We start from the raw sequence: 16292 nt of genomic DNA on the forward strand, positions 1-16292 counted from the left end.
CTGATCGCGGCCCGAGCGGCACGATGAAGCCATGACTCACGCGTACTCCGGGCGGATCGCCCTCATCGCCGATCGATCACCTCATGTCCGCTCTCACCAGCGAGTGCCCAGCCTGCTGACCAACCTGCGGGAACGCGACCAGCTCGACCTCGACGTGTACTGGATCCCCACCACCGAGGTCGGCGCTCTGGACGGCTTCGACGGCATCTGGCTTCTCCCGGGGAGTCCGTACGAAAGCGAAAGCGGCGCGATCGCCGCAGTACGGGCAGCGAGGGAGAGCGGTACGCCGTTCCTCGGTACCTGTGGTGGCTTCCAGCACGCGATGCTCGAGTTCGCCCGCAACGTCTGCGGTGCCGCGCAGGTCCAGCACGGGGAGAACCACCCGGAGGCCGAGGACCAGCTGATCGTGGCGCTGGAGTGCTCGCTCGACGGGCACGAAGGACCGATCCAGGTGCAGCCCGGAACGCTCGCCGCCGAACTGCTCGGCGTGGAGCGGTCGGTCGAGCGCTACCACTGCTCGTACGGCCTGGATTCCGGCCGGCTGGACCTGCTGCGCGAGCACGGCCTGGTCTTCAGCGGGTTCGACGACTCTGGTGATGTCCGGATCGCCGAACTCCCGTCCCACCCGTTCTTCCTGGCCACTCTGTTCCAGCCGGAGCTGGCCGGGGACGGGTCCAGACCGCATCCGCTGATCCGTGGCTTCGCCCGCGCAGCAGCCGCGCGGGCCGCCGTCAGGGTGTAACGTCAAAAGCAACCCCCGGGGCATCAGGAGTACCGCGGCGAACGAGGCTCGTTGAGCCGATTCAGCCCTACCCAGCCCTGGAGTGTCTTCGATGGCCAAGAACAAGGGCGGACGCGAAGTCCGCAAGCCGAAACAACCTAAACAGGCGAAAGCCAATCCGAACGACAGCCTGATCGTGCCCCCGACCAAGCACGGGCGGAAGTAGCCAGGCAGACGGCCCGGCGGTAGTCGGCTGGGCAGGCGGGAGCCCGGTCGCCTGCGGTAGCAGAACGACCGGGTCCGCAGTATCCGCCCGAGGTCGCGCCGGCCTCAGCCCGGGCGCCCGCAGTACGGCCGGTCTCAGCCCGGGCGCCCGCAGTACGGCCGGTCTCAGCCCGGGCGCCCGCAGTACGGCCGGCTCCAGCCGCGCGCCCGCAGTACGGGCTAGAGGTGGCTGATCGGCCTCGGCTGGAGTCCTGCGGCGCGGTAGCAGGCGTCGATCAGCTCCATCGTCGCGACCGCGTCGTCGGCGTCGATCGGCAGCTCGGCGCCGTCGCGCAGGTGGGCGGTGAGCGCCTCCAGCTGATACGCGTACGACGACTTGCGGCCGAGCTGCTCGACCCAGGTGTCCTCCTTGGTCTTCACCATCACCCGGTCGTCAAGCTGCGGCAGGACGAAGCTCGGCGCGAACGCCTCGCCGCGGGTGCCGACGACCCGCAGGCTGAACTCGAGCTCCTCGGCAGCCATGCTGATCCGCACCGCACCCGTTGCTCCGTTGGGATACGCCAGATCGGCATTGAGCCACTCGTCCACACCCGGCAGCCGCTTGCGCTCACCGGCGCGTGCGCCCGCCGGCGTCGGCGTACCGCCACCCCAGGGCGCGAGCATCCGGGTCGCGTGCAAGGCATAGCAGCCGACGTCCATCACAGCACCGCCTGCCAGCGCCAGAGACCAGCGCGGATCGTCGTCGTCCGGTGGCGGCATCACCATCGTTGCCTCGACGTGCTGCAGTTCGCCGAGCTCGCCCTTGGCCAGCAACTCGTGCAGGCGCCGGGTCACCGGGTGGAAGAGGTAGTGGAACCCTTCCATCAGTACGACGCCGGCCTCGCGCGCCGCATCGCGCACCTGCGCGGCCTCGATCGCGTTGCTGGCCGACGGTTTCTCGGTCAGCACATGCTTGCCTGCGGCAATGGCTCGCAGATTCCACGGCCCGTGCAACCCGTTCGCCAACGGGTTGTAGATCACCTCGACCTCGGGGTCGTCGATCACTTCCTGGTACGACTCGTGCACCCGTTCGACGCCGTGCTCCGCGGCGAACGCCTCCGCCCGTTCGGTGTCCCGCGCGGCGACCGCGACCAGCCGGGCACCGGTCAGCCGGGCCGGCTCGGCGATCGCGCGCCCCGCGATCCGGGCGGCGCCGAGGATTCCGATACGCAGCGGTTCCATGCCTTCTCCTTCAGCTACTGATCCGTACGAAATTACTCGTCGAGGGCGGTCCGCAGACGACCCGCGGCCTGGGTCCGGGGCGGGACCGTCGCGGGGGAAGGCGCCATCCTGCCGGAGGTTCCGCAGTACCGATAGATGCTGACCGCCATCCGGACCCAGGGAATCGTGGGTGGCGATCACGCTCGGTGCCTGCGGCAACAGGTTGGAGAACCCTTGACGGTGTTGTCGAAGCGGTGTTCATTAGCTTCTGACTGGAGCGCTCGTAGTCATCGGCGCTGGTCGCAACGGGGTGCCTGAATCAAGGAGATCGACCAGATGCAAACCGACCATGGGCTGGAAGTCGTCCGGATCGCGCTGATCGGGGCGGGCAGGATCGGGACGATGCACGCGGGCAACATCGCTCGCCGGGTGCCGGCGGCCGAGCTGAGGACCGTGGCCGATCCGCGCCTGGACGCAGCCCAGCAGGTCGCCGCCTTGTACGACGCGACCGCGACCGCTGATGTCGACGACGTGTTCAAGGATCCCGACATCCACGCGGTGGCGATCACCTCGATCGCGGCGGCGCACGCCGACCTGATCGAGAAGGCGGCCGAGGCCGGCAAGGCGGTCTTCTGCGAAAAGCCTGCCGGGTTGACGATGGCCGAGATCGACCGCGCGGTCGCGGCCACCGAGCGCGCCGGCGTACCGTTCCAGGTCGGCTTCAACCGCCGGTTCGCGAAGGACTTCGCCGCGGCGTACCGGACGATTCGCGACGGTGGGATCGGCACGCCGCAGTTGATGCGGTCGATCACCCGCGACCCGGGCCGGGCGGACGGCGTGGTGCGCGCGGCCAACGTGAAGCCCTGGACGATCTTCCGCGAGACGTTGATCCACGACTTCGACACGCTGCTGTGGCTGAACGAAGGTGCCGAGCCGATCGAGGTCTACACCAGAGCGGACACGCTGGTCGCCCCGCAGTACAAGGAAAAAGGGCTGATCGACACCGCGGTCGTGATGGTCACCTTCGACAACGGAGCGATCGCGACCGCCGAGGCGAACTTCTCCGCGCTGTACGGGTACGACGTCCGCGGCGAGGTGTTCGGCTCGAAGGGGATGGTGACGGCCGGGCGGCACGGCAGTACACCGATGCTGCAGTACTCCGAGGACGGGATCCAGCAGCGGACGTTGCGCAGCGACGAGGAGATGTTCGCCGACGCCTACGTCCAGGAGCTCTGCGACTTCACCGACGCGATCCGTACGAACGGCACGCCGCCGGTGACCGGCGCCGACGCACGGCGGGCGTTGCGACTCGCCTTGGCGGCGATGAAATCCCATCAGGAACACCGGCCGGTGAAGCCCGAAGAGATCGCCTGACGCCGGCCGCCCGATCTTCCCCGAGGTCGTGTCCGGGACGCGATCAGGAAACGAAGAGATCTGATCAAATCCGTCGTTCGACTCGACGGTAGGCCCTTGACGCCCCAAGATGTGCCCATGAGTACCGTCCAGGTCAGCGTCGATCGCAACAGCCGCACCCCGCTTCACGTCCAGCTTGCCCAGCAGCTCGAAGCAGCGATCCAGGGTGGCGAGCTGCCGGTCGGATCCAGGCTCAGCAACGAGGTCGACCTCGCGGAGGCCTACGGGCTGAGCCGCCCGACCGTGCGGCAGGCCATCGCGCGGCTGGTCGACCAGGGCCTGCTCGTGCGCAAGCGCGGCGTCGGTACTCAGGTGGTCGGCAACTCGGGCCAGGTCCGCCGCTCGCTGGAACTCACCAGCCTGTACGACGACCTGTCGGCCGCACATCGCAAGCCTGAGACCGAGGTACTGCGCTTCGGTGTCGCGCCGGCCAGCCCAGAGGTCGCTACTGCTCTGCAGTGCGAGATGGGAGATCGCGTACTACGGCTGGAGCGGCTCCGGCGAGCAGATGGCGAGCCGCTCGCCCTGATGCGCAACTGGTTGCCGCCGGAGATGCTGGACACCGATCCGGCGACTCTGGCCGAGCGCGGCCTCTACGAGTTACTCAGAGCCGAGGGCGTCCGCCTGAAGGTGGCACACCAGACGATCTCGGCCATACCCGCCACACCCGAACAAGCCCGGCTCCTCTCCGAGGAACCGGGCTGTCCGCTGCTTGCGACGACACGGATCACGTACGACGACCACGGGCGCGCTGTCGAGTACGGCTCACATCTGTTCCGTGCTTCCCGCTACGCCTTCGAGCACACCCTCGTCCACCGCTGACCGACCCCTCAGACGGCTCGCGGCGGACGAGGGCGAGACCTACTTGGTGCCGCCGGGGAAGACCCAGAGCTTGCTGTCGGCCATCTTCGTCAACTGCTCAACGGTGTATGCCGGAGTTGCCCGAGTGTGCTTGACCTGGGGCTTCTCGCCCAACCCGTTGTAGCTCGACAGGCTGATGTAGCGCCCGTCGGGGAGGTACAGCGCGACGGAGTTCGCGAGGATTCCGTACTTCTGCTGGCGGGAGTCGCCGTAGGACGGGACGTTCTTCTGCCAGGTGAGCACCGAGCCGTCGGACCGGACCTTGCAGTTGGCCAGACCTCTTTCGGCCTGGCACTTCTTGACAGGCGTTTGGGTCGTCAGCATGACGGTCACCGCCGAAGCGCCCTTGCCGTCGTCGGTGAGGTAAGAAGCCCCGTTGAAACCGTTCTTGCCGCCGCCCCAGGTGTAAGGCTGACTCAGCTGCGCGTGGCCGGGGATGACCTTCTTCAGGGTCGCCAGCGTTTCGGCCACGGGCACCACCGGCGGCTTGGGTTCAGCAGCGGGCGGTTCGGTGAAGGTGCTCTTCGGCGGGTAGCCCCAGTTCTTGCTGGCGGCGAGTCGCGCCAGTTCCGGCAGCGAGAACAGCGGTTGCTTCCGCGTGGCGGGGCTTCCCTCACCTGCGGCGCTCATGCTCGTCAGGTTGACCTGAGTTCCGTCGGGGTGGGTCAGCGTGACCGCATTCGACGACGCCTCCTTGATCTTGCCGTCCCTGACGATCTCGTCCCGGAACACTGCGACCAAGGCGCTTCCGTCTGCCTGCATCGTGCAGGTGTGCGGGAGGCTGTTGGAGCAGTCCCTCGGGTCGTAGCTGTACCCCGTGGTGACCATCAGCCACGACGCACCCTTGCCGTCGTTGACGACGACCGAGGCGGAGTTCTGGCCGCCCGGTCCACCGTCCATCCACGTCGGCTTGGAGGCCTGGAGACCGGCGGGGAGAAGCTTGCGCAGTGTGGCCAGGGTGTCCTTCCCGGTCGCCGGCGGGATGGCCTTGGCCGGAATGGTGGCTGCCGTGGTGGGCGCACCGGCCACGGGGGCTTGCTTCTGGTCCGGGCTGCCGAAGACCTGGGTGCCGCCGACGACGATGCCGGCGGTGGCCAGGACGGCGCCGACGGCGCTGACGCTGAGGAGGGCGGTGCGGCGCCGCCGTAGTACGGCGCCGCGGTGCATGCCGCGTTCCACCAGGTCGGTGGAGGTGGGTTCGAGGTGCTCGGTGGCCCGGCGCATCAGGTCGGGCAGGGAGTCGTTCAGATTGGTCATCAGGGCTCCTGGTACGTCAGGTCAGAGGGCGATCAGGTGGACGGCGTCGTCGCCGAGGACGGTCCGCAGGCGGTCGAGCGCCCGCGAGGTCCTCGTTCTGATCGCACCGGCGTTCTTGCCGAGATCGAGCGCGACCTGTTCGACGCTGCGATCTTCGAAGAACCGCAGCACCAGAACGGCGCGATCGAGCGGAGCCAGTTCGGCCAGGGCGTTCTGCAGCGACAGGCGCAGCGCGTGGTCACCCGGTCGTTCGGCGCGGTCCGGCAGGTCCGAGCTGGGCTGCTCGGTCCAGCTCCGTCGGCGCCGTTGCGAGATGAACGTCCGCACCAGCACGGTCTGCGCGTACGCCGGTGGGTTGTCGATCCGCTGGAGTCCGCGCCAGGCCCGGAACATCTTGGCCAGCGTCTCCTGGACCAGGTCCTCGGCATGGTGCCGATCCCCGGCCAGCAACCAGGCCGTCCGGTACAAGTGAGGTGTTCGCGCTCGGGCGAACTCCTCGAAGTCCTCCGCGTTCGGTCTCATCGCAGCCTCTCCGTCGTGGTCTCACTCTCTACGACGCCCCGGGCCACCGACCGCGTTACACCGCCCGTACTGCGGAACGCCAGGCGGCTGGGCCTCAGGCGTGGTGCCGCGCCTCGACCGCCTGCGGCCGGCCGGCGGCACGTAGTACGTGGGCATTGCAGGAAGATGCAAAAGGCTGGCTGGGCGGTGAGTGGCTGGATACGGTCAGTGAACCTGTGCCCGTGTGAGGGTTATCCACAGGGCCCGGCAGCGGGTTGGCGCGGGTGGGCTCCGGCTTGGAAGAATGATCGCGCAGGGTGATCAGCAGGTCGCCGGACGAGACGCCACTGGGGAGACGGATGACAGCCGACAGACTTGCCGCGCGCCGGTCCGGCTGGAACGGCGCGGTCGAGCTGATCGACGCCCAGGTCCGCGACGTGGTCCGGCGCGAAGGGATCGACCCACTCCGCAATCCCGCCGCGGTGAACACGATCGTCGCGACCGTCGTGAAGGAGTACGACGAGCGCAGCCTGACCGGGATCGTGCCGCCGATCGGCGACCTGGAAGCGGTCAGCCGCGAAGTGCACGACCGGGTGGCCGGTTTCGGCCCGCTGCAGCGGTATCTGGACGATCCGGCCGTCGAGGAGATCTGGATCAACGAGCCGAGCCGGGTGTTCATCGCCCGCGAGGGGCGGCACGAGCTGACCACCACGGTGCTCACCGAGGAAGAGGTCGCCGATCTGGTCGAGCGGATGCTGAAGACGACCGGGCGGCGGATCGACGTCTCCCAGCCGTTCACGGACGCGCGGCTTCCGGACGGCAGCCGGGTGCACATCGTTCTCGGCGGCATCACCCAGCGCTATGCGGCGATCAACATCCGCAAGTTCACCGTCCGGGCGACCCGGCTGGCGGATCTCGTCTCGCTCGGGTCGATCACACCGCACGGCGCGGCCGTTCTCGACGCGGCCGTTGCCTCCGGCCTCAACATCCTCGTCTCGGGTGGCACCCAAGCCGGCAAGACGACGATGCTGAATGCGCTGGCCGGGTCGATCCCAGGCAGTGAGCGGGTGATCAGCTGTGAAGAGGTCTTCGAGATCAAGCTGCCGATCCCGGACTGGGTCTCGATGCAGACCCGGCAGGCCGGCCTGGAAGGCACCGGCGAGGTCAGGTTGCGCGACCTGGTCAAGGAATCCCTACGGATGCGGCCGTCGCGGATCATCGTCGGCGAGGTCCGCGGCGAGGAGTGCCTCGACCTGCTGCTGGCTTTGAACAGCGGGCTCCCCGGCATGTGCACGATCCACGCGAACTCCGCGCGCGAGGCGCTGACCAAGATGTGCACGCTGCCGCTGCTGGCCGGCGAGAACATCGGGTCCAGGTTCGTGCTGCCGACCGTCGCCGGGTGCGTGGATCTGGTGGTACATCTCGGCATCGCGTCCGACGGGCAGCGGCGCGTGCGCGAGATCGTCTCGGTGAGTGGGCGGATCGAGGACCAGACGATCGAGACCGAGACGCTCTTTGCGACTCTCGACGGGCAGTTGCGGCGCGCCGAGGGACAACTCCCGCATCCGGAGCGCTTCCAGCAAGCCGGGTACTCGCCGGCCGGCTTGCTCACCGAGTTACCACGCGGGGTGAACTGATGGGGCTCCTGCTCGGCTTGTTCTTCGGGATCGGCTTGCTGCTGGTTGCCTGGTCGTTCCTTTCACCACAGGACGCGACGCCGCGGGGCGAGGGCCGGTTGCTCAGACGGAGCCGCGAGTTGCTGGCCGGCGCCGGCGTCGAGGGCGTGACTCCGGCCGCCTTCATCGGTGCCTGCGTGCTGACGGGTCTGATCGCCTTCGTGCTGATGTTCGTGGTGTCGGCCGCGTTGCCGATCGGGTTGGTGTTCGGCGTGATGGCAGGCGGTGTTCCTGTTGCACTGTTGAAAAGCCGGGCGCGGAAACGGCTGGCGGAGTTCCGCGAGCTCTGGCCCGACGTGGTGGACAACATCGCTTCCGCAGTACGGGCCGGTTTGTCGCTGTCGGAGGCTCTGGCACAGGTCGGGGAGCGTGGGCCGCTGCCGTTGCGGGACCCGTTCCGGCGGTTCGGTGCGGACTATGCCTCGACCGGGCGGTTCGCCGATTCGCTGGATCGGCTGAAGGCCCGGCTGGCGGATCCGGTCGGTGACCGGGTGATCGAGGCGCTCCGGATCGCCCGCGAGGTGGGCGGTGGCGACCTGGGCCGGTTGCTGCGCTCGCTGTCGAGTTTTCTGCGCGACGACGCGCGGACCAGATCCGAGCTGGAGGCGCGTCAGTCCTGGTCGGTGAACGGTGCCCGGGTGGCGGTGGCCGCGCCGTGGCTGGTGCTGGGCATGTTGTCGTTTCAGGGCGACGTGATCCAGCGCTATAACTCGCCGGTCGGTGCCTTGATCATCGGCGTCGGCGCGGTGGTCTGTGTGATCGCGTACCGGTTGATGCTGCGGATCGGTCGGCTGCCCGAGCCCGAGCGGGTGCTGCGATGAGCCCGATAGTGCTGGGCGCGTTCCTCGGCGGGCTGCTCGGAGCCGGCCTGCTGCTGATGGTGCGGCGGTTGCCGTTCCTGCGACGGCCTTCGGTCGACGACCGGATCGGGCCGTACTTGCGAGATATCGGCGGCTCGGCGGTGTTCTCCGGTGTGGTCGACTCCAGCTCGCCGTTCTACGCGATCCTGCGGTTGTTCGGGCCGTCGCTGCGGGCCGGGGCGATCCGGCTCGAGCGGCTGCTCGGTGGCGCGAGCTCCGTGCGGCGCCGGCTGTCCCGAGCCGCCATCGACCGCACTGTCGAGGAGTTCCGGATCGAGCAGGTGCTCTGGGGCGCGGCCGGGTTCGGTGTCGGGCTCGTGGTCGCCTTGGTCTCGCTGTCGCTCGGCATCGGCAATCCGGTCGGGCTGCTCGTCCTTTCGGGATTCCTTGCCGTGATCGGTGTGCTTGCCCGGGACACCTACCTCACCACGCAGGTGCGGCGCCGGGAGCGGCGGTTGCTCGCCGAATTGCCAACGGTGGCAGAGCTTCTGGCGTTGTCGGTGGCTGCCGGTGAGGGTCCGGCCGCAGCGCTCGACCGGGTGGCACGGTCCTGTCGTGGCGAGCTGTCGATCGAGCTCCAGCGGGTGCTCGCGGAAACCCGCGCCGGCGAACCATTGGTCCGTGCGCTCGACGGCCTGGCCGACCGGACCGGTCTGGTCGCCCTGTCCCGGTTCGCCGACGGCCTCGCGGTCGCCCTCGAACGAGGCACCCCGCTGGCCGACGTACTACGGGCGCAGGCGGGCGATATCCGTGAGGCGAACCGGCGCGAGCTGATCGAGTCGGGTGCACGTCGCGAAGTGGCCATGATGATCCCGGTGGTGTTTCTCGTGCTCCCGGTGACCATCGCTTTCGCCTTCTATCCAGGCGCTGTCGGCATCCGGCTGATCGCCGGATGAATTGAGGAGAACTGATGTCCCTACTGCTGACCAGACTGTTGCTCACCTGGGCGATGAAGCCGAGACCGGCCGCCCGGGAGCGCGGCGACGTGCCGGGCTGGGTGCTGATCACCGTGATGACAGCCGGCCTGGTCGTCACGATCTGGGCCTTCGCGGCCGATCAGCTCCAGGCCATCCTCGAGAAGGCGCTGAACTCCGTCACCAACAAGTGATCCCGTCGCGCTCACCGATCGGCCGGGCTCGTGGCTTGTCGGCCCGAGGCCGGCGGTACGAGCGCGGCTCGGCGGTGGTCGACTTCGTGATGGTGTCGACGCTGGTGGTTCCGTTGTTCCTCGGGATCCTGCAGGTCGGGCTGTTCCTGTACGTGCGGAACACGGTGACCGCCGCGGCGTCCGAAGGTGCCCACTATGCGGCAGTCCTGAACCGCGAGCCCGCCGACGGTGAAGCCCGTACCCGCGAACTGGTGGACGGCGTCGTACGCAACGAACTGATCGACTCGGTCACCGCCGAAGCGGTCGACGTGGACGGTCAGCCCGGGGTCGTCGTCGTGGTCGAGGCCCACATGCCACCCCTCGGCCTGTGGGGCCCCGGCATCACCTTCCACGCCGAAGGCCACGCCATCAAGGAAACCGGCCAATGAACAATGCCAACCGCCAGGTGCCGCTCTCGAAGGTGTGCCACGTGCCAGCCGAGGCGCGGGCCGGAGGAGGCGGGACGGGCACACCCGATCTGGCCTCCGTGGTTCGCCCGCGGGGCGGAGTGGGTGGGGAGGGAGTACCCGATCTGGCCTCGGCCTCGGTGGTTCGCCCGCTGGGCGGGGTGGGTGGGAGCGGAGGACCGGGCCCGTTCGCGGAGGCGCGCCCGTTGGGTGGAGTGGGTGGGGAGGGCGGACCGGGCGCGGTCGCGGGTGTGCGGCGTGGGTGGCGGGGGGAGCGGGGTAGTGCTGTGGTGGAGTTTTCCTGGTTGGCGTTGTTGTTGATGGTGCCGTTGGTTTATCTGATGCTCGGCGTGTTCGATGTCCAGCGGGCGTCGTACGGGGCGACTGCTGCTACCCGGGCGGCCGCGCGGGCGTTCATCATCGTTCCGGCGGGGCTGTCCGAGGACGAGGCTCGGTCGCGGGCGTACGAGGCGGCGCGGTTGGCGATGAAGGACCAAGGTATCGAGCTGAGCTCCGATCAGTTGCGGATCACCTGCAACCCCGCCTGCCTCGAGCCCGGTTCGACCGTCACCGTCGAGCTCGACACCGAGATGCCGCTCCCGCTCATCCCCGACGCGCTCGGCGGCGAGCGACCCGCGGTCCGCATCAGCTCCGTCCACACCGAGCCCTACGGCGACTACCGCGAAGCCAAGGGCACCCGATGATTCCCCGCCACCGCCACCGCCACCACCGCATCCGCAACTGCGACCGTCGCGAACTCGGGCCGAGCGGGCGCGGAAGAGATGAGCGGGGGCAGATGACGGTGTTGATTATTGGGTTTGCGGCGGTGGTGTTGATGGTGATCGTGGTGGTGACGGATATCTCGAAGGTGTTTCTGGTGCGGCGCGATCTGGATGCGACGGCTGATGGTGCGGTGCTGGCGGCGGCGAACGGGCTGGCGGCGATCTACGCACAGGGTGGTTCCGGCGAGAACGCGCAGCTCGACCCGGACGAAGCGCGCCGGCTGACCGCGGAGTACCTGGATTCTGTTGGCGCGAGCAACAGATTCGACGGCCTCGACTGGACGGCCGACGTCACCGGTACGACGGTGACCGTCCACCTCTCCTCAGCGGTCGACCTGCCGTTCGCACCACCCGGCTGGCAAGGGACCGCCGACATCGGCTCGGACGCGGCGGCCGTCGTACCAATTCGTTGATAATGGCAACAGCATCAGGGCACGCGGCGCCTGGGAGTGCGGCGCGCACGAGCAGATGAACAGCATCAGGGCACGCGGCGCCTGGGAGTGCGGCGCGCACGAGCAGATGGCAACAGCATCAGGGCACGCGGCGCCTGGGAGTGCGGCGCGCACCAGTAGGTTGTGCGCAAGGCGTTCAGGGGTGAGCTGGTCAAGCCGCTTGGGTGGGGAGCGTGATGATCTCGGCGCCGTTGTCGGTGATGGCGATTGTGTGTTCGCTGTGGGCGGTGCGGCAGCCGGTTGCGCTGCGGAGCGTCCAGCCGTCGGCATCGGTGACGAGCTTGTCGGTGTCTTCCATCACCCACGGCTCGAGCGCGAGCAGTAGCCCAGGGCGGAGTTTGTAGCCGCGGCCCGGCTGACCGGTGTTCGCGACATGCGGGTCCTGGTGCATCGTCGAGCCGATCCCATGGCCGCCGAACTCGGTGTTGATGGAATAGCCCGCCGCGCTCAGGACCGAGCCGATGGCATGGGAGATGTCCCCGATACGCGCACCCGGGCCGGCAGCGGCGATCCCCGCGCGCAGAGCACGCTCAGTCGCGTCGATCAGCGCGACGCTCTCCGCGGGCTTGGAATCGCCCACGATGAAGCTGATCGCCGAGTCGGCGGCGACTCCACCTTTCAGTACGGTGAGGTCGAGCGTCAGCAGGTCGCCGTCGGCCAGCGAGTAGTCGAACGGCAGCCCGTGCAGCACGGCGTCGTTGACGGACGTGCAGATGTAGTGGCCGAACGGCCCACGCCCGAACGACGGCTCGTAGTCGACGTAGCACGACTGCGCGCCGGCCTCGGCGATCATGGTCTGGGTCCATCGGTCGATGTCCAGCAGATTCGTGCCGACCGTGCAGCGGCTCCTCACCGTCTGCAGGATGTCGGCGACCAGTGCGCCGGTCACTTTTGCTCGGGCCAGCTCGGCAGGGTTCAGGATCTCGATCATGCTTGCCTTCTCAGCCCTCTCAGGATTCTTCATGCGGCGCCAATAACTATACCGGCCATACTATGCCGGTACTAGAATGGGTTCCATGGTCAGATTGCCGCTCACTCCCGCGGACGTCGAGCGCGGGCAGCGCCTCGGCGCACTCCTGCGCCGCGCCAGGGGCGAGCGCTCGATGCTGGAGACCGCGCTCGATGCCCGGGTCTCCCCGGAGACGCTCCGCAAGATCGAGACCGGCCGGGTGGCCACCCCCGCCTTCCCGACCATCGCGGCGATCGCCGATGTCCTCGGTCTCTCCCTCGACGAGGTGTGGGCCGAGATCAACCGCCCCGAGCCCGGCGCCGAACCGACCGGCCGCACCCGCACGCGATTGGCCTCTTGATTTCCGTACGCCGAGGAGCCTGGCGCAGCGCTGATTCCCGGCCGGACCGGTTCAACGGGTACGCTGCTTGGTTGTGGCTGGACCTGATTTCGACGCTGACCTGAAGGCACTCGACGCGACCCTGACGTCCATCGAGAAAGTTCTCGACGTCCCGGCGATGAAGCGCGACATCGCCGACCTCGGCGAGCAGGTCGCGGCGCCGGACCTGTGGAACGACCAGGCCAACGCGCAGAAGGTGACGTCCCGGCTGTCCCGGCTGGAGGCCGACCTCGAGCGGCTGACCGGTCTGCGCAGCCGCGTCGACGACCTCGGCATCATGATCGAGCTGGCCCGCGACGAGAACGACAGCGACGCGCTGGCCGAGGCCGAGCGCGAGATCGCCTCGCTGACCAAGTCGATCCAGTCGCTCGAGGTCCGCACCCTGCTGTCCGGCGAGTACGACGAACGCGAGGCACTGGTCACGATCCGCTCCGGCGCCGGTGGTGTCGACGCGGCGGACTTCGCCGAGATGCTGCAGCGGATGTACCTGCGCTGGGCCGAACGGCACGGCTACCCGACCGAGGTCTACGACACGTCGTACGCCGAAGAGGCCGGGCTGAAGTCGACCACCTTCGGCGTCAAGGCGCCGTACGCGTACGGCACGCTGAGCATCGAGTCGGGGACGCACCGGCTGGTCCGGATCTCGCCGTTCGACAACCAGGGCCGCCGGCAGACCTCGTTCGCCGCGGTCGAGGTGGTCCCGGTGCTGGAGCAGACCGACGAGATCGACGTACCGGAAGAAGAGCTGCGGATCGACGTCTACCGGTCGTCCGGGCCGGGTGGGCAGAGCGTCAACACCACCGACTCCGCCGTACGAATCACCCACATCCCGACCGGCACCGTGGTCTCCTGCCAGAACGAGAAGTCGCAGCTGCAGAACAAGGCCAGCGCGATGGTGATCCTGAAAGCCAAGCTGCTCGCGCTGAAGAAGGCCGAGGAGCGCGCTCAGATCGACGCGCTGCGCGGCGACGTACAGGGCTCGTGGGGCGACCAGATGCGCTCGTACGTGCTGCACCCGTACCAGATGGTCAAGGACCTGCGGACGCTGTACGAGTCGGGTAACACCAGTGGCGTGTTCGACGGTGAGATCGACGAGTTCATCGAGGCGGGGATCCGCTGGCGCCGTACCGGCCAGCAGGCCGCCGACCAGAACTAGCCCAGTGCAGCTGGCCGACCTGCGAGCGGACTGCGGTAACTGCCACGGTCTGTGTTGTGTCGCGTTGACGTTCGCGAAGTCGGCTGACTTCGCGATCGACAAGGACGCGGGCGAGCCGTGCCCGAACCTGCAGCAGGACTTCCGCTGCGGGATCCACGAGAAGCTGCGGCCGAGCGGCTTCCAGGGCTGCACTGTGTACGACTGCTTCGGCGCCGGCCAGAAGGTGTCGCGGCTGGCGGGGCCGAGTTGGCGCGAGCAGCCGGGACAGAAGATGTTCGAGGCATTGCCGATCATGCGGCAGTTGCACGAGCTGCTGTGGTACCTGACCGAGGCGCTGCAGTTGGAGCAGACACGTCCGCTTCACCAGCAACTGCAGGAGCTCCGGGACCACGTCGAGGAACTCACGCTGCAGGACCTGGCGACGGTCGACCTCGCGGCCGAACGGCACAAGGTCAACGAGCTCTTGCTGGAGACCAGCAAGCTCGTCCGGGGAAAACAACCCAAGAAGAAGGAACGCCGCGGAGCTGACCTGTTCGGGGCCAGACTCCGCGGCGCGGACCTGCGCGCTGCCAACCTGCGGGGTGCCTACCTGATCGCGGCCGATCTGCGAGAGGCCGACCTCCGCCAGGCCGACCTGATCGGCGCTGACCTCCGCGACGCCGACCTGCGCGGTGCCGACCTCACCGGCGCCCTCTTCCTCACCCAGTCCCAGGTCAACGCCGCTCGTGGTGACGCCGCGACGAGACTGCCTTCTGCTGTACTGCGCCCAACCCACTGGGCTTAGCGCAGCTTGTGGGTGACCGGCGTCATCAGAAGAGAGATGGCCGTGATCGCCAGCGCTACTGCGGCGAGTGCGCCGCCCTGGCCCCAGGACGTTCCGGCAAGCGACAAGTACGCAGTACCGACTGTTGCTGCTCCTAGTGCGAGGCAGGTCTGCTGGCTCGTGAGCAGGATGCCGCTGCCGAGTCCTGCTTGTGCCGGTGGCACCTGGCCGACGACTACGCCGATCAGAGGAACCATCACTAGGCCGCTGCCGAAGCCTGCGATCAGCATGGGGATCGCCAGCGTCCACGGAGTCACGTCTGGCCAGACAGTGAGCGCTACGACGGCCAGTACGGCGTACCCGACCGACTGCACGATCCAGCCGCGCAGGATGAGGCCGGCGCCGTACCGCTGCTGCAGGCGAGGTCCGTAGATCGAGGTGATCAGGAACCCGACTGCCATCGGAAGCAGGCTCATTCCGCCTTCCAGAGGAGACATCCCCGCTTCGCCTTGAGTAGCCAGCGCGAACACGAACATGAACCCGCCGAAGGTGGTGAAGAACCCGACGGCCAGCAGCAGACCGATCCGCATCGGACGCAACCGAAGTACGGTCGGCGGGATCAGCGGGGCCAGGCCGGCCTTCTCGGACTTGTGCTGGTGCACACCGAGCACTGCTAAAGCAGGGATGGTCGCTGCGAGCGACACCCAGGTCCAGAGCGGCCAGCCGAGCGGGCGGCCCTCGGTGAGCGGCAGCAGTAGCAGTACGAGGGTGAGAGCAAGCAGGCCGGCGCCGACGAGGTCGACCCGTTGCGCCTTGGCCGCACGCGTCTCGGGCAGCAGCTTGACCGCCGCAGCCAACGCGAGCAGACCAACCGGCACGTTGACGAGGAACACGGAACGCCAGCCGAGATCGAAGACGTTGGCCTCGATCAGTACGCCGCCCAGGATCTGGCCGAGCGCGGCGGCAGCACCACCGGCTACCCCGAACATCGCCATCGCACGGGCGCGGTGCTCGCCGGTGAGCAGGCTGCTGATCGACGCCAGCACCTGCGGAGTCATCGCCGCGGCGGCGGCTCCTTGGACGACACGAGCCGCCAGCAGTACGCCGATGGTCGGTGCGATTGCGCAGATCAGCGAGAGCACGGTGAAGCCGGTCAGGCCGATCATGAACAGCCGCTTGCGGCCGAAGCCGTCGCCGAGGCGGCCGCCGACGACGAGCAGGGTGGCGTTGGCGATGCCGTAGCTGCCGACGACCAACTGGAGTTCGCCCGAGGTCGCGTGCAGGTCGGACCCGATCGCGGGCAGGGCGACGTTGATGATGAAGAAGGAGAGCATCGGCAGGAAGGCGCCGAAGAGCAGCGTGGTCAGCGCCACCGGCCGCAGCGGTGACACGGCACGCGACTCGGCGCCGCGGACGGAGAGAACCTGGTCTGTCATGGAACCAGCCTGCGGCCGAACCGAGCCTGGTGGTGAGAGCCTGGTTATCCTGGTATTGCCAGCACCCGGAACCAGGCTGGGAATCG

Annotated in this window: 18 protein-coding genes; 13 read left to right on the top strand and 5 right to left on the bottom strand. The window is 68.3% G+C overall.

Annotated features, from left to right (window positions below):
* Window positions 1-31: 31 nt before the first annotated feature.
* Entirely contained in the window at window positions 32-742 is a 711-nt protein-coding gene (locus DIZ26_RS28350; RefSeq protein ID WP_112246916.1) for a CTP synthase C-terminal region-related (seleno)protein, read from the top strand.
* 423 nt (window positions 743-1165) lie between these two features.
* Here DIZ26_RS28350 and DIZ26_RS28355 read toward each other — a convergent pair whose 3' ends face one another.
* A complete protein-coding gene (locus DIZ26_RS28355) occupies window positions 1166-2167 on the bottom strand; it encodes a Gfo/Idh/MocA family protein (RefSeq protein WP_112246918.1) in 1002 nt (333 codons plus the stop codon).
* 315 nt (window positions 2168-2482) lie between these two features.
* Between DIZ26_RS28355 and DIZ26_RS28360 the strand changes: the two genes are divergently transcribed.
* Both DIZ26_RS28360 and DIZ26_RS28365 read left to right on the top strand, forming a co-directional pair.
* Window positions 2483-3520 (top strand): Gfo/Idh/MocA family oxidoreductase, encoded by a 1038-nt coding sequence (locus DIZ26_RS28360; RefSeq protein ID WP_112246920.1) that lies wholly within the window; start codon window positions 2483-2485, stop codon window positions 3518-3520.
* A gap of 117 nt (window positions 3521-3637) precedes the next feature.
* The gene (locus tag DIZ26_RS28365) at window positions 3638-4381 is read left to right on the top strand and encodes a GntR family transcriptional regulator (protein WP_112246922.1); all 744 of its coding nucleotides are present in this window, start codon (window positions 3638-3640) and stop codon (window positions 4379-4381) included.
* A gap of 39 nt (window positions 4382-4420) precedes the next feature.
* Here DIZ26_RS28365 and DIZ26_RS28370 read toward each other — a convergent pair whose 3' ends face one another.
* Together DIZ26_RS28370 and DIZ26_RS28375 are read right to left on the bottom strand one after the other, a co-directional pair.
* The gene (locus DIZ26_RS28370) at window positions 4421-5677 is read right to left on the bottom strand and encodes a hypothetical protein (RefSeq protein WP_112246924.1); all 1257 of its coding nucleotides are present in this window, start codon (window positions 5675-5677) and stop codon (window positions 4421-4423) included.
* Window positions 5678-5698: 21 nt separating this feature from the next.
* The gene (locus tag DIZ26_RS28375) at window positions 5699-6199 is read right to left on the bottom strand and encodes a SigE family RNA polymerase sigma factor (RefSeq protein WP_112246927.1); all 501 of its coding nucleotides are present in this window, start codon (window positions 6197-6199) and stop codon (window positions 5699-5701) included.
* Window positions 6200-6537: 338 nt separating this feature from the next.
* Between DIZ26_RS28375 and DIZ26_RS28380 the strand changes: the two genes are divergently transcribed.
* The 7 genes from DIZ26_RS28380 to DIZ26_RS28410 all read left to right on the top strand — a co-directional run bounded on the left by DIZ26_RS28380 (window position 6538) and on the right by DIZ26_RS28410 (window position 11463).
* Window positions 6538-7815, top strand: coding sequence for a CpaF family protein (locus DIZ26_RS28380; protein WP_112246929.1), 1278 nt, complete (start codon window positions 6538-6540; stop codon window positions 7813-7815).
* On the top strand, window positions 7815-8675 hold the full coding sequence (locus tag DIZ26_RS28385) for a type II secretion system F family protein (RefSeq protein ID WP_112246931.1): 861 nt from the start codon (window positions 7815-7817) through the stop codon (window positions 8673-8675). Before DIZ26_RS28380 ends, DIZ26_RS28385 begins: the two co-directional genes overlap by 1 nt.
* The gene (locus DIZ26_RS28390) at window positions 8672-9610 is read left to right on the top strand and encodes a type II secretion system F family protein (protein WP_112246933.1); all 939 of its coding nucleotides are present in this window, start codon (window positions 8672-8674) and stop codon (window positions 9608-9610) included. Before DIZ26_RS28385 ends, DIZ26_RS28390 begins: the two co-directional genes overlap by 4 nt.
* A 14-nt stretch (window positions 9611-9624) precedes the next feature.
* Window positions 9625-9822, top strand: coding sequence for a hypothetical protein (locus tag DIZ26_RS28395; RefSeq protein WP_112246935.1), 198 nt, complete (start codon window positions 9625-9627; stop codon window positions 9820-9822).
* A 35-nt stretch (window positions 9823-9857) separates the two neighbouring features.
* Window positions 9858-10250 (top strand): TadE/TadG family type IV pilus assembly protein, encoded by a 393-nt coding sequence (locus DIZ26_RS28400; protein WP_232828648.1) that lies wholly within the window; start codon window positions 9858-9860, stop codon window positions 10248-10250.
* 305 nt (window positions 10251-10555) lie between these two features.
* Window positions 10556-10972: a hypothetical protein gene (locus tag DIZ26_RS28405; protein WP_232828649.1), complete on the top strand. Its 417-nt coding sequence runs from the start codon at window positions 10556-10558 to the stop codon at window positions 10970-10972.
* A 92-nt stretch (window positions 10973-11064) separates the two neighbouring features.
* On the top strand, window positions 11065-11463 hold the full coding sequence (locus tag DIZ26_RS28410; protein ID WP_112246937.1) for a pilus assembly protein TadG-related protein: 399 nt from the start codon (window positions 11065-11067) through the stop codon (window positions 11461-11463).
* Between the two features lie 190 nt (window positions 11464-11653).
* Here the strand turns inward: DIZ26_RS28410 and map are convergent, their stop codons facing one another.
* Window positions 11654-12433 (bottom strand): type I methionyl aminopeptidase, encoded by a 780-nt coding sequence (map, locus tag DIZ26_RS28415; protein ID WP_112246939.1) that lies wholly within the window; start codon window positions 12431-12433, stop codon window positions 11654-11656.
* Between the two features lie 85 nt (window positions 12434-12518).
* Between map and DIZ26_RS28420 the strand changes: the two genes are divergently transcribed.
* The 3 genes from DIZ26_RS28420 (at window position 12519) to DIZ26_RS28430 (ending at window position 14791) form a co-directional block, all read left to right on the top strand.
* Window positions 12519-12812, top strand: a complete 294-nt coding sequence (locus tag DIZ26_RS28420; RefSeq protein ID WP_112247199.1) for a helix-turn-helix domain-containing protein — start codon at window positions 12519-12521, stop codon at window positions 12810-12812.
* Window positions 12813-12885: 73 nt separating this feature from the next.
* Window positions 12886-14007 carry a peptide chain release factor 2 gene (gene prfB / locus DIZ26_RS28425; RefSeq protein WP_112246941.1) on the top strand — a complete coding sequence of 374 codons (1122 nt, stop codon included), beginning with the start codon at window positions 12886-12888 and terminating at the stop codon, window positions 14005-14007.
* A gap of 64 nt (window positions 14008-14071) precedes the next feature.
* Window positions 14072-14791 carry a pentapeptide repeat-containing protein gene (locus tag DIZ26_RS28430; protein ID WP_232828650.1) on the top strand — a complete coding sequence of 240 codons (720 nt, stop codon included), beginning with the start codon at window positions 14072-14074 and terminating at the stop codon, window positions 14789-14791.
* Here the strand turns inward: DIZ26_RS28430 and DIZ26_RS28435 are convergent.
* Window positions 14788-16206, bottom strand: coding sequence for an MFS transporter (locus DIZ26_RS28435; protein WP_157979834.1), 1419 nt, complete (start codon window positions 16204-16206; stop codon window positions 14788-14790). The two genes, DIZ26_RS28430 and DIZ26_RS28435, sit on opposite strands and share 4 nt — an antisense overlap.
* Window positions 16207-16292 lie beyond the last annotated feature (86 nt).

Origin of the sequence: Kribbella monticola (assembly GCF_003261635.1) — a bacterium.
GTDB lineage: Bacteria > Actinomycetota > Actinomycetes > Propionibacteriales > Kribbellaceae > Kribbella > Kribbella monticola.